13 protein-coding genes, 4 tRNA genes and 1 pseudogene are annotated in these 18,118 nt (G+C 37.4%); 11 read left to right on the top strand and 7 right to left on the bottom strand.

All coding sequences use genetic code 11. From position 1 onward, the window contains the following. Positions 1-33: 33 nt before the first annotated feature. From C2M25_RS16325 to C2M25_RS16295, 7 genes are all read left to right on the top strand, one after another. Positions 34-109, top strand: a tRNA-Val gene (locus tag C2M25_RS16325). 43 nt (positions 110-152) lie between these two features. Then, a tRNA-Val gene (locus C2M25_RS16320) sits at positions 153-228 on the top strand. 42 nt (positions 229-270) lie between these two features. Then, positions 271-346: transfer RNA gene (locus C2M25_RS16315), tRNA-Val, on the top strand. A gap of 103 nt (positions 347-449) precedes the next feature. Then, a tRNA-Val gene (locus tag C2M25_RS16310) sits at positions 450-525 on the top strand. A gap of 268 nt (positions 526-793) precedes the next feature. Then, the gene (locus tag C2M25_RS16305; RefSeq protein WP_105181581.1) at positions 794-2,428 is read left to right on the top strand and encodes a response regulator; all 1,635 of its coding nucleotides are present in this window, start codon (positions 794-796) and stop codon (positions 2,426-2,428) included. A gap of 6 nt (positions 2,429-2,434) precedes the next feature. Continuing rightward, on the top strand, positions 2,435-3,811 hold the full coding sequence (locus C2M25_RS16300; protein WP_105181580.1) for an extracellular solute-binding protein: 1,377 nt from the start codon (positions 2,435-2,437) through the stop codon (positions 3,809-3,811). Next, on the top strand, positions 3,808-5,757 hold the full coding sequence (locus C2M25_RS16295; RefSeq protein WP_105181579.1) for an ATP-binding protein: 1,950 nt from the start codon (positions 3,808-3,810) through the stop codon (positions 5,755-5,757). Before C2M25_RS16300 ends, C2M25_RS16295 begins: the two co-directional genes overlap by 4 nt. A 7-nt stretch (positions 5,758-5,764) precedes the next feature. On the opposite strand, the gene msrB is transcribed toward C2M25_RS16295, so the two are convergent. From msrB to C2M25_RS16270, 5 genes and pseudogenes are all read right to left on the bottom strand, one after another. Continuing rightward, positions 5,765-6,208, bottom strand: coding sequence for a peptide-methionine (R)-S-oxide reductase MsrB (msrB, locus tag C2M25_RS16290; protein WP_063707007.1), 444 nt, complete (start codon positions 6,206-6,208; stop codon positions 5,765-5,767). An 80-nt stretch (positions 6,209-6,288) separates the two neighbouring features. Then, positions 6,289-6,741, bottom strand: coding sequence for a hypothetical protein (locus C2M25_RS16285; RefSeq protein ID WP_105181578.1), 453 nt, complete (start codon positions 6,739-6,741; stop codon positions 6,289-6,291). A gap of 9 nt (positions 6,742-6,750) precedes the next feature. Further along, on the bottom strand, positions 6,751-7,239 hold the full coding sequence (locus C2M25_RS16280) for a DUF2919 domain-containing protein (protein ID WP_063707002.1): 489 nt from the start codon (positions 7,237-7,239) through the stop codon (positions 6,751-6,753). Next, entirely contained in the window at positions 7,236-7,580 is a 345-nt protein-coding gene (locus tag C2M25_RS16275; RefSeq protein ID WP_105181577.1) for a DUF3392 family protein, read from the bottom strand. Before C2M25_RS16275 ends, C2M25_RS16280 begins: the two co-directional genes overlap by 4 nt. Continuing rightward, positions 7,573-8,451, bottom strand: a pseudogene (locus C2M25_RS16270) (helix-hairpin-helix domain-containing protein); the annotation flags it as partial. The gene C2M25_RS16275 and the pseudogene C2M25_RS16270, both read right to left, overlap by 8 nt. Positions 8,452-8,806: 355 nt before the next feature. On the opposite strand from C2M25_RS16270, the gene C2M25_RS16265 reads away from it, so the two are divergent. The 4 genes from C2M25_RS16265 to C2M25_RS16250 are packed head-to-tail and all read left to right on the top strand — an operon-like array spanning position 8,807 to position 14,610. After that, the gene (locus tag C2M25_RS16265) at positions 8,807-10,780 is read left to right on the top strand and encodes a hypothetical protein (RefSeq protein ID WP_105181576.1); all 1,974 of its coding nucleotides are present in this window, start codon (positions 8,807-8,809) and stop codon (positions 10,778-10,780) included. Further along, positions 10,773-12,722: a hypothetical protein gene (locus C2M25_RS16260; protein ID WP_105181575.1), complete on the top strand. Its 1,950-nt coding sequence runs from the start codon at positions 10,773-10,775 to the stop codon at positions 12,720-12,722. The genes C2M25_RS16265 and C2M25_RS16260 overlap by 8 nt, the downstream gene beginning before the upstream one ends. Positions 12,723-12,727: 5 nt before the next feature. Then, positions 12,728-13,282, top strand: a complete 555-nt coding sequence (locus C2M25_RS16255; protein WP_105181574.1) for a hypothetical protein — start codon at positions 12,728-12,730, stop codon at positions 13,280-13,282. Then, complete coding sequence (locus C2M25_RS16250) at positions 13,279-14,610, top strand: site-specific integrase (RefSeq protein ID WP_105181573.1); 1,332 nt, start codon at positions 13,279-13,281, stop codon at positions 14,608-14,610. Before C2M25_RS16255 ends, C2M25_RS16250 begins: the two co-directional genes overlap by 4 nt. 1 nt (position 14,611) lies before the next feature. Here C2M25_RS16250 and C2M25_RS16245 read toward each other — a convergent pair whose 3' ends face one another. After that, positions 14,612-17,179, bottom strand: a complete 2,568-nt coding sequence (locus C2M25_RS16245; RefSeq protein WP_105181572.1) for a DEAD/DEAH box helicase — start codon at positions 17,177-17,179, stop codon at positions 14,612-14,614. Next, on the bottom strand, positions 17,179-18,114 hold the full coding sequence (locus C2M25_RS16240) for a HamA C-terminal domain-containing protein (protein WP_105181571.1): 936 nt from the start codon (positions 18,112-18,114) through the stop codon (positions 17,179-17,181). The genes C2M25_RS16245 and C2M25_RS16240 overlap by 1 nt, the downstream gene beginning before the upstream one ends. Positions 18,115-18,118 lie beyond the last annotated feature (4 nt).

The following is an 18,118-nucleotide window of genomic DNA, read 5'->3' as shown; positions in this document are numbered from 1 at the left end:
TAAAGTGGTGTTTCATATTACAAAAATCTAAATGGGTCGTTAGCTCAGTTGGGAGAGCATCGCCCTTACAAGGCGAGGGTCACTGGTTCAAGTCCAGTACGACCCACCATTAAATAAACGTTGATGGTATTTTCATTTAGATTATTCTTCGCGGGTCGTTAGCTCAGTTGGGAGAGCATCGCCCTTACAAGGCGAGGGTCACTGGTTCAAGTCCAGTACGACCCACCATTTACTTTTTAAAGAGTATGGTAGCGAAGAACAAGATTATATGGGTCGTTAGCTCAGTTGGGAGAGCATCGCCCTTACAAGGCGAGGGTCACTGGTTCAAGTCCAGTACGACCCACCATTACTTTTTGAAGCAGAGAGCATCGCAACTCTTTACAACGAAAAGGCTCGGTGGTTAAGTTCAGTAAAACCAACCATTTAATCTAAAAACAAAATTTATATGTGGGTCGTTAGCTCAGTTGGGAGAGCATCGCCCTTACAAGGCGAGGGTCACTGGTTCAAGTCCAGTACGACCCACCACATATAACAATCACTTCTACTATCTAACTTCTACTATCTAACTTCTAATATCTAACTTCTAATATCTAACTTCTAATATCTAACTTCTAATATCTAACTTCTAATATCTAACTTCTAATATCTAACTTCTAAAATCTATTACTCACTTCCCCCTTTATTGATATAGCCCAAAGCTAAACTTTAAATCGTTGCAAAAGCTGTAATTTGCCTTGTCAGCAGCTAGACTGTTTATTATAGTCATTGTTAACGTCACTTAGTCGCAAGTCCAATGCCTGCAAAGATTTTTTCGAAAGCCAAAATTTTAATAGTTGAAGAGCAGCCACTCGCTCAAAGCTATATGAAACAGTCCTTAGAGGGATTGGGGTTTCGTCAGTTGCGCTTTGCAGAGCATGCAATTGCAGCAAAAGAACAATGTCAAATTGAGCAATTTGATCTCATCGTTTGTTCATTTAATCTTAGTAAACATCAAGATGGCTATCAGCTTTATGAAGAGCTGAAAATGAAGCGTCTTATCAAAAACTCTACTGGCTTTATTTTTATTTCGGCTGAAACAAGTGGTTCTTTGGTTCACAGTGTACTCGAGCTACAACCAGATGATTTCTTAGTTAAACCTTTTACAATTAACGAATTAAAAAATCGTATTGAAAAAGTGTTATTACGCAAAAGTAACCTTCATCAAATTTATCAACTTATTGATGATGGGAATGACTCCAAAGCAATTAAACAAATAGATGCCTTGTTGCAAAACAAAGGCAATAGCTACAGTGCCATTCTATTAAGATTAAAAGGCGATGCCCTACTTCGCCTCAAACGCTTCGAAGATGCCAAAGCATTTTTTAAATCGGTGCTTGATATTCAAAAATTTACTTGGGCAAAAGTTGGTTTAGTCGAAGCACTGATTGCAAATAATGAACATACCCTAGCACACCGCATGCTTAAGACGATGTTGCAGCGCAGTGAAACTCGACTAGTTGCTCTTGATTTACTGGGTCGATTAGAAATCAAACTCAATAAGTTTGATGAGGCACAGGATTTTTTTAGTAAAGCTGTTGAAATTGCCCCGCGTAACATTGACCGCCAGAAAACCTTAAGTCATGTATCACTGCTTAATCACGATTATGAAAAGAATTATTTAACGCAAAAAGACATTGCCAGTTACGCAAAACACTCAATTCACGATAACCCTGATATATATTTAAATGCGGCGCGCGCAGGGATTGATTTTGCTTTAACGACGGATCAAACCGATCAAGTTAATCGTATTTCAAGACAGACAAACCAGTACTTGAGTGATTTAAAAAAGCAGTTTCCGAATAGTAATAATCAAACACAAATTGATGTTCTCAATGCGCGTTTACATTATTTAAAAGATGAACATCAAAAAGCTAAAGCACTTATCAACCAACTTGATGAAAGTGACACTCAAATTCGTTCAGTAGATGGTGCGCTCGATAAAGCGAAAGCGTTTCATGAGCTTGGTTTTCACCACAAAGCGCAGATGCTGTTTAACCAAATTATTACTCACTGTGAACGCCACCCATCGGTAAGCGATCCGGTGTATTTACGTTATATTCAACAACAACAAACTGAGCGACGTGATATTAAGCTCGGTCCGAAAGAGCTCAATAACCACGCAGTTACACAGTTTAATAAGGGCCAACTTAATACGGCGCTTGAGGCATTCACCCAAGCATTTAGGATCATGCCTAAAAATGCCAGTATCGCTTTAAACCTACTGCAATGTTTATTCGATACAAATAACCAAGGCCAATCTTTTAATTTAGCACTCGCGAAAAAGTGTTTTGCTTTGTTAGATACTCAAACATTAGAAGATGAACAAGCAATCCGCTTTGAAAAAATTAAAGCTCTGGCGGCAAAATTAAAAATTAAGCTTGCTGAGTAATTTCGTATGGCATCTCAATTATTTAAATTTAAAAAGCCCTTCTTATACGTTGCGCTTGTCATCTTTTGCCAATGCAGCTTTGCCTCGGCAACTTTACAACATTGGCAACAAGCCAGTATCAATTGGCAGAGTGAGGCCGGTAGCCATATCAATATTTTGGCCGATGAACAGCCCGCTTTTATGGCGCTAAAGCCCTACATTCCTTTATTTGAGCAACTAACTGGGATTTCGGTTGGCTTTCATGCCTTAGAGCAATCACAAATGCGTGTTCGTCGTCATCAAGATTTGAGCGAAGCCACAGGTCTTTACGATGTACTGCCGATGGGGATCACCTTTTTAGGTGAAGCGCAAAGCCAAGGCTGGATTGAGCCTTTACAGCCCTACATTGATAACCCAAAACTGACAGATAAAGCTTGGTATCAATTAGAAGACATCAGTGAACGTAGCCTAGCGCTTTGTAAAATTGATGACACGCTATACTCGTTACCATTTGATTTTTCTGCGCCGATTTATTTTTATCGTAAAGATCTTTTCGAACGCTTTAATTTAGATGTTCCCGATACTTATGAGCAACTACAAGCAGTTAAGATTAAGCTTCAAAAGGCTATTGACCGCACTCCTTCTTTGAACGGGATGCACGCATTTGCCTCACGGACGTTGCCCGGTGCAGGATTAAACACTTGGACAGTATTACCCGTTATGCGTGCTTATGGCGCTGAAGTTATCGACGCGCAGGGGCAGTCTGTTTTTGATAGCCCTCAAACAGCACAAAGCCTGCAAGTGTATCGCGACCTTGTAACAGGGTTCGGCAATCCAGATAACAGCCGTTTACTACACTTTTATGAAATTCGACGCTTGTTTAAAGAAGGTCAACTTGCCTCAGCCTTTTTGGCCTCGCATTTTTATAATGAAATCGATACCGCAGAAGAGTCTGATATTTGGAATAAGTGGGAAGCAGCCCCCTTGCCGGCAGGCCCAATCGCCCGAGAAACATCTCCTTGGGCATGGGCGTTTGCGATAAACAGTAAATCAAATAAAAAACGTGCGGCATGGTTATTTATTCAGTGGGCGACGAGTGAACAAACTGCTGCACTTCTGAGTACAGGTGGCTCACCGCCAAGACAAAAAGTGTGGCACGACAAACTATTTACTCTCGTAAACAAACCTGGCTTTAATCAAACCATGTTATGGGTATTTGAGCATGCAACACCGGATCGCCTGCAGGCTGGTATGGTTGAGTTTCCGGTTATCGGCGAAATTATCTCACAAACTTTTAGCCAAATTTTCTATGGTGCAGATATAAAACAATCAATTAAAAGCACCGACGCAAAAATCAACGCCAATATGCAAGCACTAAAAATACGGAGCAATATTCAGCAATGAGAATTAGTATTGCCCACAAAATTTTAATGATCATCGGCTTTACCATTACCCTTATTTTAGGAGCAAGCACCTCATTGCATGTGATGGAACTTAAAGAGCAAACGCTTTTGAACATGAGTGAAAAGGCCGATGCGATTGTCTCGCCCATGCTGTCAGAAATAAACAGCCTCACAAAAGACAATACCGTAGGAAGTTGGGTGCTTAAAATTCAGGGGATTACTTTAAAGAACATTTTAAAAAATAATACCTTCGATGATTTAAAAACGATTTACTTTATCGATCAAAATAATTTTATCGCCGCCCATCCTGATAACAGTAAAGTAGATACCCTTGAAACTAACCAAGAGCTGCTAAAGCAGCTCAATCCTAAGCATAATGTCATTGTAGCCATGGAGCAGCAATATGTTGTTGCTGTGCCAATTAGCAACTTTCAGGGCGAAAATATCGGTTACGTTATGGTGAGTTTTTCAGATAAAGACTTAGCGTTAAAGACCAAATCGATTATTAGCAATGCGGTTTCGCTGTTTGCTATTTACCTGTTAACCGCACTTATCATCGCCTATATCATTATTCGCCGTATTATTTTACAACCCATTGATCAGCTCGTGGAGTTTTCTCATGCCGTGACCACAGGTGATTTAAACTGCCCTATTAATATAAAGAGCCAAGATGAAATAGGTACTCTCGCCAGTGGCTTTAAAATGATGCGCGCTGCGGTTAGACAGCAGATAAACAGCATGCATGAACAACATAGTTTACTTGAAGACACCGTAGCAAAGCGCACTCAAGAGTACCTTGACGCTAAAGAGCAAGCTGAGCAATCAAATCAGGCTAAAAGTCGCTTTTTAGCTAATATGTCGCATGAGTTAAGAACTCCGCTCAATGCAGTGCTAGGTTTTAGCCAATTACTACAAGATAGCGAAACAGATAAAAATAAGCGTCGTTACTTAGAAGCAATATCAATCTCTGGTAATTCACTGCTTAATGTTTTGAATGACATTCTCGATTTATCAAAAATCGATGCTGGTAAAATGCAACTCGATATTGAGCGTGTAGAAATCCCTAAAATGTGCCATGAGCTTAATATGATGTTTTTACAACTCAGTGCGCAAAAAGATCTCGACTTACAAATAACCTCTCACCCAGAGTTAACAACCCCAGTGTTACTTGATAGCAATAAAGTTCGCCAAGTACTAACCAACTTAATCAGTAATGCCATTAAGTTCACTGCACAAGGCAGTGTTAAAGTGTATTTCGATTTTAAAACCCACGATGACAACAGTAATATTGATATTAATATTCATGTTACAGACACAGGTAAAGGTATTCCTAAAGATCAACAAGATCTTATTTTTAATGATTTTGAACAAGTACAAGGCCAACGTAGTTCGGAGTTTGGTGGGACGGGATTAGGCCTTGCGATTTCACTGCGTTTTATCAAGCTAATGGGTGGTGAGTTATCGGTGATCAGCGATAAAGACAAAGGCAGTGAGTTTATCGTGTCTTTACCAAATGTTGAATTAGCTGAGTCTAAAAACGAAGTGGAACATCGTAACTACCCTGCTATTTCAAGCTACCATTTTAATCCTGCTCGCATTTTGATTGTTGATGATATTCCTTACAACCGTGACTATTTAGAGTCCTTCTTATCACGCTGGAGCTTTACCATCGACACCGCTATCAATGGTGAAGATGCCCTTAAAAAAATTGAGCAGCATCAGCCTGATTTAATCATCATGGATTTAAAAATGCCGGTGATGGGCGGGTTAGAGGCTAGTCAGTTAATTCGCAGTGATGATCGCTTCAAGCATATTCCAATCATTGCGGTTACAGCGTCGGTATTAAAAGATGATAAGGCGCAATCCAGTATTTTGACAGACTACATAATTAGTAAGCCAATTCACCGTGAGCACCTTATTTTCATTATTGCTCAGTATTTAGATTAGCCACGCATTAGTCGCGTTTTTTCATCGCTATGGCATTCATGCAGTAGCGTAAACCACTTGGCGGTGGGCCGTCTGGGAATACATGCCCTAAATGCGCATCGCAAACATTACAGACGGCTTCAATACGCTGCATGCCATGGCTAGAGTCCGCGATATAGGCAATGCTTTCAACACTGCTAGGCTGAGTAAATGACGGCCAACCAGTGCCGCTATCGAACTTTTCATCGCCATCGAAAAGTAAGTTGTCACAACATACACACACATATTGACCCGGTTCAAATATCGTACATGAATCAGAGCTGTGAGGACGTTCAGTGCCTTTTAAGCGGGTAACATAGAATGTATCTTGTTCGAGCTCAGCTTGCCATTCAGATGGCGATTTTTCGACTCGACGTGGAGGTGTTGGGTTACCGTTATGGGCAAACTCTAAAATATCTTGCCAAGTTAACATAGTGCTCCCTCAGGGTTGAATACAACAGTTGCACAGTACATCACAAGCCCTACCAAGGGCAAGCAGCATGCGTTTAGTGATTACTGTGTTTGCAGCCGGATATCTATTTGTGCACGTTCACGCTCAGAAAGTAACTGTGCTAAATGGCTATTAATTTGGCTGCTATTAACACTTAATACGGCAGTTATCTGCTGTTCGTTGACATCCGTTACATGAATGATCCCTTCGCCGATTTCAATCTGCTTAATTTGGCCAATTAATACAAACTCAGCTTTGCGTTTAAAATCGAATAAACCAGCCAGACTAATCAGTGCTAGCTGATTCACATCGCGCTTTAGTAAATCGGCAATGGGATTACGCGCGACAAATAACGGCGTGACTCGATAGAGGCTTGATAGCGTTATAAAGCCCCATAACATCACAAACAACGAGAATGCAGCACTGTGCCAAAGTGGCGTAAATACCCATAAAGCACTTAATACCAGCGCGATAGTGAGTGAAATTTTTGCTAAAAGCTTATTAATTGCCAACATAGTGTTGCCCTATTTCTTTTCAATTGGATCAGGCCAATCATTAAAAAAGACCGACAAATATCTGCTTTTTAATAGATATAACAGTACCCATAATACCAGTACCATTTGGCAGGCTAAGAACAACGAAAATTGATAATGACTGTGTGCAGCCTGATAGGTTAACCAACTTAAATCCGTGATGGCACACATTATTAATGGCCAGCGCATAAATCGCCAAATAGACGACAGACGTTTTGCACTTTCGGCGTTTTCTTGAGGTCGGCGTAAACAAAAGATCACCGCCGGTAATAAGGCGATTGCAGCTATGGCAATGGCTATAAAGAAATCGCTTTTCGATTTAAAAAACAGCGACATGATATCTAAATCAGGGCGACGGCTGAGCGCCGCCATCAGCCAAATAAAGTAACTGCGTAACAGCACTAATAACGTTAAATGAAACGCCACAGGGGTTCGATAAGCACCGTGTTTATCCCAGTATTCTGGCCCGTAACGGTTCATATTTGGTTCTTCTTATCGGCAATGATACCAAGGATCAAAAACGCAGCGGTAAGTGTCAGTGCCAGCCATTTAACACCGAGTAGCATTAGCAGCTTACTTAAAAATGGGGTCACAAACACCACAAGTAAGCCCATGCCAAACCCAGTGACCAGCACAAAGCAAAGCACGCGAATAATAAAGTGACGACGCGCGACAAAGCGCTTGGTCACTTTAATAATGTCGTTTGCGTACAAGGATATAAAACACACCACCAGCAGTAATGAAATATTGTAAAGGTGTGGTTGCAGCCAGCTGCCGATTGTTAAAGCAACTGACGACAATGCCTGCAATAGACTATCCATTGTGCTTACTTAAAAGCGCAATAAGGTCAGCCTCAGTTAACACATCAATACCTAAGTCTTGTGCTTTGGTTAATTTTGAGCCTGCTTTTTCACCTGCAATCAGTGCATCCGTTTTCGCCGATACACTACCCGATACTTTTGCACCTAACGCCTGTAAACGTGCTTTTGCATCATTACGGTTAAGCTCGCTCAATGTGCCAGTCAGAACGTAGGTTAAGCCCGCTAATGGCTGCGAATCGGCACTCGGCGCGGTTAATTCTGGCCAGTGAATACCTTGCTCAACCAATGCATTTACAACCGCCATATTGTGCTCTTCGCTAAAGAAGCCACGTACATGCTTGGCAACGATTTCACCCACGTCACTTACTTCAGTTAACGCATCAACGCTTGCTTGAGTAATTTTTTCTAGCGTTAAAAAGTGGTTTGCTAAGTTTTGCGCTGTTGCTTCACCCACTTCGCGAATACCTAACGAGTATAGGAATTTAGCTAAGGTTGTTTGCTTTGCATCTTGCAGTGCATTAACTAAGTTCTTAGCAGACTTAGGACCCATTCGCTCTAGTGATTCAAAATGGCCTTGTTTAAGGATAAATAAATCAGCAGGCGTTTTGATCAGTTCACGGTCAACGAGTTGATCAACAATTTTGTCGCCTAAACCATCAACATCAAGGGCTTTACGTGACGCAAAATGTTTAATAGCTTGCTTACGCTGCGCTTGGCACACTAAGCCCCCCGTACAACGGGCAACCGCTTCACCTTCAATGCGCTCCACATGTGAGTCACAAATTGGGCAAGTCGCTGGAAATTCAATGTCTTTGGCATCGTCAGGGCGACGTTCAAGGACAACTTGGGTAATTTGCGGAATAACGTCAGAGTGTAATGTTAGATCTTTTTTCAAATAGACATTCGGAAAAACGAATCGCGTATATCTACTTGCATTTTCAACATATTGATTACTTATCACATACCCTACTTAACTGAAAATAATTTCAAACAGAAGCTTCTGATTATTTGCTCTAATTTTATCAGATTAAATGACGGTGAGACTAGAGCTAGCCGAGTAAATTTAACCTATACAGAAAAATACTGTTGATCATCCACTTCGTCAGCACTTTAATAAAACAAAGTTTTTACCAAACATATCAACAACTTAAACTACATTAATAATTGACTTTCAGTAAAAGTGAGTAATATTTGTATCTAAATTCTTTAAATTTAGAGTCATAGTTTTGAAAAAAATCACAAACAATCATTACGAGAATAATGGCACCATCAAAAAGCCAGATTTTGACACTCGATACCTAGAACCGAAAATAGAAAAGCTAGGTAAATTATTAAATTCAAAAAAATTAGCTTCTGATCTGTTTTATAAAATTACAAGTGGAGTAAGTAGTAAGACCTACATCCGCTATCACATAAGACTGGCAATAGACTTAATCCAATACCACAACAATAAACGTCATCTGCCCCCCCTTGAATTAAGCTCATTTCAATCATCTCTGACTGACTACATAAATGATATTCAAAGAAAACAAGAAAAGATTGATATTGCCTTTTATTCAATTTTAAAGAAAATTTACTTCTTTTTCGAGAAACGTGAATATTTTCATAGTGATGAACTTAGTGATAACTTTAACATTTATGAGCTATGTCCAGAAAATGGCGGCGAGATTCTAAAAAAACACTTCAAGCGCTTAGAGCAATATTCTAAAAACATAGAAATCACACAAACTACAGAACAATTTCTCAGCTCAAAAAATGTCATTAAAAACTTTGTACGCTGTTACGCCGATGTTTTTGAGAACATAACTAAAATAGATCCCGATTGGACTCCAACAGCCATCAGGTTGGGTATTGAGGAATATAGAGATCATTTCAACACTGACACGGGCTCGCTTAATACTAAATACCATGAAACAAGCCGGGTCCTTGAATTGTTCAATTACTTAAAAACTATAGGATTAATTGATAAAAAAACGGTACTACCTAGAAATATAAAAAGACCTGCATATTCAAGTCTAATGAGAAACACTAATCCGACATTTTCTGTCATAAATGTTGACTCTCTAAGTATCGAGGAATCAATGAGTTCAGCAAAAGTGTTAATTGATAATTTCTATAGTGATTTGATAAAAAAGCTGGATTGTTTAATCTCTGCTGCTAAAAAAGTTGTTACTGACTTTTATAATCAATTTTCACAAAGTGGTGCTTTTCCAATTGATGGCATGAGTTCAAAACTTATATCAGCCATGCATGTAGTCATTATTGATGAGATGGGACTTAACCCAACCTCTCTATATAATTTACGAGTCAGTACTAAACCTGGCATACGAAATAAAAAAGAATTTATAAAAGTAGACGACGATGGCACTGTAAGGATCAATATTATTAAATGGAGACAGCGTTACCTTCAAAAAAGAACAACTTCATCAGTAGCTACACTTAAAGATCAAACACTTCAACAGCAAGATGTTAATGCTTCTTTTTGCATCCAGTTTGCCATTGTTTTAACAGATGAAAAAAGGAACGCCCTGAATACTAATTTACTTTGGATAAGGGAAGGTCAAAAAGTAGTCCGGACATCAAATGCGTTTGACCAAGATTTCCGTGACTTTTGTAACACCCATTTACCGTCAGATTTCGCAAAATTAAAACCTACCTTGATGAAACTGCGTTCATCTAGAGCCATAGAAATTTACATCAGCAGTAACGGCGACGTAATAAAAACGGCTACATACTTAGGAAATAAAGTTAAAACAACTCTAAGCACCTATATACCTCTATATTTACAAGAGGTTATGTACAGAAGAAAGTTATCTGTCTTTCAACATTTATATTTATTACTTGCTACAGCCCACGAATCAAAAAAACTTGAAATGCTGGGTATGACAGAAAATCAGTACAATAATTGTATAAGAACAATTTACAAAAATGATGACTTTGGCGGCCCCCTTTTTGAATTACTCAACCCCAAAATAGACGATATTTCAGATGATAATGTCACTGAAGTTTTCTTTATCTGCTCACCTCAAAACTTCGCGTATGCAATAAAAATAATCAAAACATCAGCTGACAAGGCTGATGAAAAATACAAAGTTTGCCTAGATGCCATCAACAAAGCATCTTCAGGTTCAACAATCTTTAAGAGCATGATACTTGAAGCTGAAAAAATTTTGGAAGATGAGGAAATTGATAATGAATAACACTTTAAATCCAAAATTTTCAGAAGTAACAATTGAAACAATTACGACTAAGAAGGAATGGATTGCTAACGATATCACTAGCAACTTTTGGTTAGTTGCTAAATCGGGCTACTCGAATAACGTAGACAGCAACACACCTAGAGACAAGTTAGAAAAAATAAGTTTTGAAAAAGAAATTTGTCCAGGAGGCTTCCTGACTGATAGTTTGTTCAGCAACCTTCTAATAGACTTAAAACAATGTTTGATTAACATTTTTGAAAGTGGTTCTTCTCAAAAGCCATATCGTTTGAGAAGTATATGTAACAATATTATTTACCTAATCATCTCTGTAAACGAGCACCGTTCGGAATATGGTTTACCACCAATACTGGCTTTCAACCAAATAACAGAAGACGATATCTATGACTTCTTAAAATCATTCACGATCGAACCTGAACTTATTAACTCAGTTTTAAGTGAGTTAATATCCTATGAAGGAAAACCAAAAAAGCAAGATTGGCTTAATATAAAAAATAAATATTCGATAAGATCTAAAACACTCTCCATTCTTAAAAGTCGTATAACAAGTTCTAAAAACTCAAAATTATATAAATCATCAAAGACTGAAATAAAAAAATTTGAAGATGCAAATATAAATAGAGATATCTGTAGTTTTCACGCACCAAATAAGAAAACAATTCAGAACTACATTTCAGATATTAATCACATTTTTCATAACTCTAACCACCTAATGTTTCCTTTACAATTTTCTCCATATGAGCTGTTTAGTAGCGAAGAAAGCTTAGCAAACATATTTAAGGAATTTCAGCGCAACATAAAAACTTCGATTGTTCCACTTGAGGTTGCATTTCACCTTATATCCAACGCACTGAAATTTCAATACGACTATGGCGAAAGTATTCTTAAGTATTTAAGATCTGTTGATGAGCACTACAAAATCAACACAGCACATTTAAAAAAGTCGACTTTACTAAAAGATTGCAATAGGAGAGAGAAACTATTCCATGAAGTGGAAATTCCTGAGCCACTGACCTCTCTAAATATCAAAACCCTAGGTCTAGAAAAAGAGCCAAAAACCCCTGGCACGCTTAGCCTAACACAGGTTATTTATTTATATGCTGCTTCAATGTACATTTTGCTCGCTTCATTTTCTGCAACAAGAGAGTATTCACTTTTACTGTTGAAGCGAGATTGTTTCAACCATTCTCCTCTAGACGGGCTATTTGATATTAGTTTCAAACAACAGAAAGCAAATACTACTAATATGCTCCAAACAATACATCGACCAATACCAAAGCCAATCTATCGCCTAGGGCTTCAATACGCTGAGTTTTCTCAATACCTAGAAAATAGGTTCAAAATATTTAATGAAGACCATGAAAGTTACTTATTTACCAGCTTTCACGGAATAAAAAAAATCATAACTCGTCATTTTGATCGCTTCTCTTACGATAATGCACCAAACCATTTCTACGAAGATAAAATGCAATCAATATTAGATTTTTTTAGTGATTGGACTGACGTTCCGCTTATTGAAGGTAAACGTTGGTACGTCAATGATCATCAGTTTAGAAGGCTGTTTGCTGTTTTATATTTTAACCTCACTGATGAAACCGGAATTGAAGAGTTAGCTTGGTTTCTGGGTCATGAGGATTTAGAAATGGCGTTTCATTATGCTGAAGTCGACCCATCCAGTGAATGGATAGACGAAGCAATAATATCGATATCTAAGAGAGCGACAAGCATTAATCGAAACTTAAATGCGGATAAGGAGATAGCCAAAATTATTGAAGTATCAAAAGAGAAATCTTTGAAGCTTAATCTCCAATTGGAAGGAGTTATATATGAAGCAATTAACGAACGAATTAAGACTACTGGAGAAAAAGTTCATTTCAAGCGAGTAGATGATAAAGATATTTATTTCTATTTTTCAATGGAGTAAAGCTAATGGCATATCAGAAAGGGAAAACCTCACCAGAGATAGAAGCTAAGAGTAATGAGATTACACATTCAATTATAGAAAAAGCCAGACTGATCAGAGAAGCCATTGCGCATAAGAGTATCCCAGAATACATTCCGCTAAATAAAACAAAAACCAAATTAAACGTACTTGACGTCCATGCATGGGAGTCAAAAGAACTTAAAATAGTGGGATACTCATACAATGCAACAATTACAGAAAAAAACAAACCACATTTAGCTAATCTAAAAAGTGCAATTTTCAAATTGAATGAAGGGCTCGCTAACAACAATATAACTGTAACCGTTGGGAAATGTGAGAACTCAAATTCAGGATACAAAACACGCGCTCAGTTGGATCTCGAAAATAAAGAGCTAAAAAGTATGATTGAAAAATTAGATAGGCAGGTCGTTGAACTTTTTCGAGCTTATCTTCAATTAAACCACTTCATTAAGCAAAATGGATTTGAAAACAGGCAGTATCACGAATTACTAAAGTTACACTGTCAAACTGAAAATCAATATTTAAGTAAAGTAAAATGAGCAAAGCACGCATAGCTCACAATCCTGATCTAAGTTTTCTGATGGTTCACCCTGAACACTCATATGATCACCCTTACCTTCTTGATTCCGGGGGGAGATTTGATTGGGATGCTAATACATATCTAGTAGAATATGGTGGGGGAAGACTATGCTACGGTGCAAAGCCGCAACCTTCTGAGATTGTTAAGGAAGCAAGAAGTTTGGCGATTTTTTTAACTTTTATAGAGGATGTTTTAAAAATAAATAAACTAAATCTTTGTGACGACCACCTCTTTACTTATGTAAAACATATTAAAAAAAGAAACGTGGACAATGGTACAATTAAAACTCATTGCAGAACCGCAATTGATTATATATTTTACTTACAAGCTAAGAATAAGCACATAAATCTTATTACTGATAAACCGAATGAACAAGAAAACTATCAGATACATGTAACAAAAAAATTCTATAACGGCGGCGGTAAAATTACACCGTATTTTGACCATAAATCTTTTGAGAATTTAGTTAAAGTAAAGGAAGATATTGACTATATTAGAGATGACGAGTTTATCGATTGGCTTGACGCTATCAACCATACTACAGTGCACCCTTCTCCAGATAAATTATTAAAGTTAAGGTGGCAAGCAATTAGTTACTTATTAGATGCGACCGGTTCAAGAATAAGCGAACTAGCTAAAATCACTCGTAGCAGTATTAAAGATATATATAACCCATTTGCTGATGGTAACGATACCTCTGAACTTAAGTGCATACCTATAAATAAAGGTAAAAACAAAGGTAAATTTCGAAAAATCCATATGTCTAACGGGACTATTCAACTCTTAATGGAATATATAAAAACTATTGAGAGAAAGTGGCCAAATATGGAACATGATAACCTTTTCGTTAATGTTGATGACGGCCAACCACTTAAACCGAGCTATATAAAAAATTATACTTTATCAGTTATAAAAAATAGTATTTACGGCAATTCACTAAAGAATATAAACAACCACTCCTTCCGTCATCGTTTCATAACTTTAAACGTTGCTCAAAAAATAAAAGAATTATCACCAAGTTCGCCGTTCCCAAATCTATATTCACTGGCTATGCATGCAGTTAGAAAGCTCACATTACACGCATCTGCCAGTTCAATGGAAACTTACGTCCACCTAGCGCAGGAATATAACAACAAATATCGGTTAAAGAATGAACACGCACAAGTTAACAGTATTGTAAAAACAGAACTCAAAAAGCTTAAGAGGTTACAAAAACAGTTAGAATCTGGGCAAATAAATGAATCATTTGCCCTTGAACGTATGGTCTCAATCATTAAAGAGATCTAATTCAATGCAACTCTTTTAGTAGAAGTTTAATCTCTTCATGTACAAGCTTAGGCAAATCAAAGTCCTCAAGATTCTGTTCTTTTATCCATTTAATAACAGCTTGAACTGACATTTCTGAATCGGATGCGTATGAAGATAATTCTATTGCAGATGTTCTAGATAGACCAATTGATATCATAGACAATTGGGTTTTAATGTTAACACCAAATTCTAAACTTAATTGAACATCACCCAGATGATTTACCAAGTCTAACTTACCTTCCTCCGCTAACACATGTTTAAGAATATCGTTGTAGCAAGATAAGTACTTAGGTGCCCTGAAGCGAGCTACATTCTCAATATCTTCCAATACACTTCTTATCAGAGCATTAATTTTTACATCTTTACCTTTGTCAGTTAAATATTTCTCTCTATCACTGATCAGTCTTGCCACACTATACCCGTTCATCCATTTCGTAATTAACATTGAAAGTACAAATGTAGCTTGTGGTTTAAAACCAAATGCATTGGGTGACAAATATTTATTAATTCGAGCCAAAACTTTGGTTAGTTCAATAACAGGTTCTTCACTAGCTGGATGCGGAGGAATGAGCGACTCAAGTGCACCATTTTCTTTCTTTATCAGAAAATATTTGTGCATTTCATCGATTGCTATCGGACTAACTCCTGGATTATTCTGATAAATCTCGTGCGGCAAATTGCATTCATCTACAACCATTTCTACTGATTCAATTAGCCGAGCATAATCCTGATTACCACTAACGCTATCTAAGATTCGTTGATCTTTTTTAGTCACTCCTTCAACTAAATAACTTAAAAGATATTCGAAATTAATATTTTCTGCGGATTCATTTCTTGGTGTGCCACGATTTACATAATCTATAAACTGACTTGAATTCCGTAATTCCTTTTCGACAGATGGCTTTATTTCATATGGCTCGCGCTCTCTTGGTTTTCCGTTAGGCCATAAATCTTGTCTAGACACATCAATACAGAACACATTACCTTGAAACTCTTGACCCCACCTCCCAGCCCTACCAGCTAAGTTCCAAAAGTCCTCGCTTGTCATAGCCATATTTTTCTTTCTGCCTTTTCTAGGCCCCCTTACAAAAATATTCTTACAAGAAAGGTTAACGCCCTCAACTAGAGTCGATGTACATACTAAAAACTGTAAATGACCGAGTTTAAATAATTCTTCTACTTTACCTCTTATTAGCTGTGGAATATTTCCATAGTGAAATGCGACTCCGTATTTTAGAAACTTCCCTAACAAAAACTTTTTATGGATTGTTTTTTCGCACAGTTCAATTAAATCCTGTATTTCTGGAATTTCTAGCTCCTTGCAGCCTTCTCTTATTTTTAAATCCACTATTAAATTGCAAACCTTTTCCGCATCACTGGGAATATTTACATAAACCAAATTTCCATGATTATGCTTTCCAAGGTTGTGAGCAATGAAAGCTAGCCGCTTAAGTTCACTGTTAGGGGTATTACTAAGCTCCAACTCTCCTATATCCACAACTTTTTCGGACACATATTGTATGTTCCAATTCTTAGGCTTCTTTGGTATCTGATTGACCCAAAACAAGTTTTGATTAACAGTCGCAACGGCATCATAAACAGAATCCTTTTTCTCTTTATTTGAATGTAAATCTAAGAGCTTTTGGGGATTTTTCGAGAATGGACTGGCATAAACGATTACGGTTTTTGGAGAAGCAGCTCTAAAAATTGCGTGCTGTAAAAGAACTCCCCTGTAAGAGTCAGATAGTTTATGAGCTTCATCTACGAATATATAATCAAATTCGACTTTATGACTTCCCAATAAGAAATGCAGCCGCTCTTGGGTAAATACAAAAACCTTTTTAAGTGTAGTGTCAAGAAATTCATGGTTCGGGAGAGTAACAACTTCATAATTATCCAAAGCTCCTCTAACACTATTTTTAATATCTTCGCTTACTTGACTAACCAGTGCCCTAGTGGGTACTAAATAGAGTATATTTACCTCATTTCCCGAGAGCATTATCTCCAAAAGCTTTTGGCAAAATATAAAAGACTTACCTGCTGCTGTTGGAGCTGAAACAGATAACACCTGATTACTAGAAGCTTTATTCCAAAAACTATTTTGAAACGCATTACCTTTAAAAGAATTTCCATTTGGCAAAAAGTTAGTGTGTTGCAACTCTATTTTGCTTTGAATTAAAACTTCATCCAATCCAATCTCATTTGTATCTTCAGCTTCTAGTAAACCTTTTGAGTTTGCTAGGGATATAAGAGGGTAATTCCCTAATTTCTGTAAAATAAAAATTGCTTTATCACGATAAAAAGCGGATAAATCAGGGTCAGTTATAGTAGCTTGACAAATTCTCAACACTTTATCTAACACACTGTAATTATTAGAGAATGATAAGACATCCGCACATTTTAATAAGTACTTAATATCAAATGAACCAATATCTTTCCGCTTTATTTGCTCATGAAACTGGCTTCCAATATTTTTTTCTAAAAGCGAATTAAATTGATTAATGAAAGCCTCAGAGGTAACAATTTGTGGGATTAAGCTTTGAATCATTATGCTAACCCCAACTCTTTACGGAATGTGCTTCTAAAGTTATCAACCGACTGAACTGGCAGATAAAAGAATATTACCTTGCAAAACTGAATATTATTTTCTGCTAATTTTCTTTCTAGATTTTTTTTCCAGTGAGTATTGAAGGAGTGCTCCACTTTGGCTTTCAAGTCTTCATTGGTTAGCTTTTTTACTGGATCGAACTTATAGGAAACATGATCAAAACCCACTAAGCAGACTGCACATGATTTTAATTTGTCATAATTCGGAGAATTAAAATCAAAATACTCTTTAATTGCATTTTCTAACTGCTCATTATCTAAATCAATGAAATCAATCAAACGGATATCGCTATCAATTTCGGATTCCATTTTTAATATTGAAGCAATGCTTTCAACACATTCTGCTAATGCAGATGAGTGATCTGCGTGAAGTTTTGACTCCCCCCAAAAGACACTAAGCATACCATCATCATCTACACCTAAAAAAACACCATCTGCACCGTGAAAATGCACCTGCTCATCTGTCTTTAAATTCATTTTACATAGAATTTGAGGGTACTTGAGTATGCTTTCTGTTAAAGCGAAAAGAAGTAATTCTCCTCCTTCCCCTGATTGTTCCAACTTAGTAAACAACTTCCTTGCTTCTAGAGTAAGTCTCGTAAATTCTTCTGTGGAACCTGTCTGAGCCAATTTTGACAATGCTGCCTGCACTTTACTTCTTGGAATTGCATAATCGGTTATCTTCAAGCTCATGTATTTTATTAACTCGGTCAAACGAGGCCTTCCGTTAGCATCGACCTTAAGGTGATAACAATCCACTTTGTTATCGTTATACTGGTGCTTAACGACAGGAGAAATAAAGCTGGAAATGTCATCTAACTTGCCCCTTGCTAGGTCTTTTAGCATTTCACCGATTTTATCGAGATTCCCTTCCATAATA

Origin of the sequence: Pseudoalteromonas sp. T1lg21 (assembly GCF_002964625.1) — a bacterium.
Lineage (GTDB): Bacteria > Pseudomonadota > Gammaproteobacteria > Enterobacterales > Alteromonadaceae > Pseudoalteromonas > Pseudoalteromonas gelatinilytica.
This window is presented reverse-complemented; position numbering and strand designations above follow the sequence as displayed.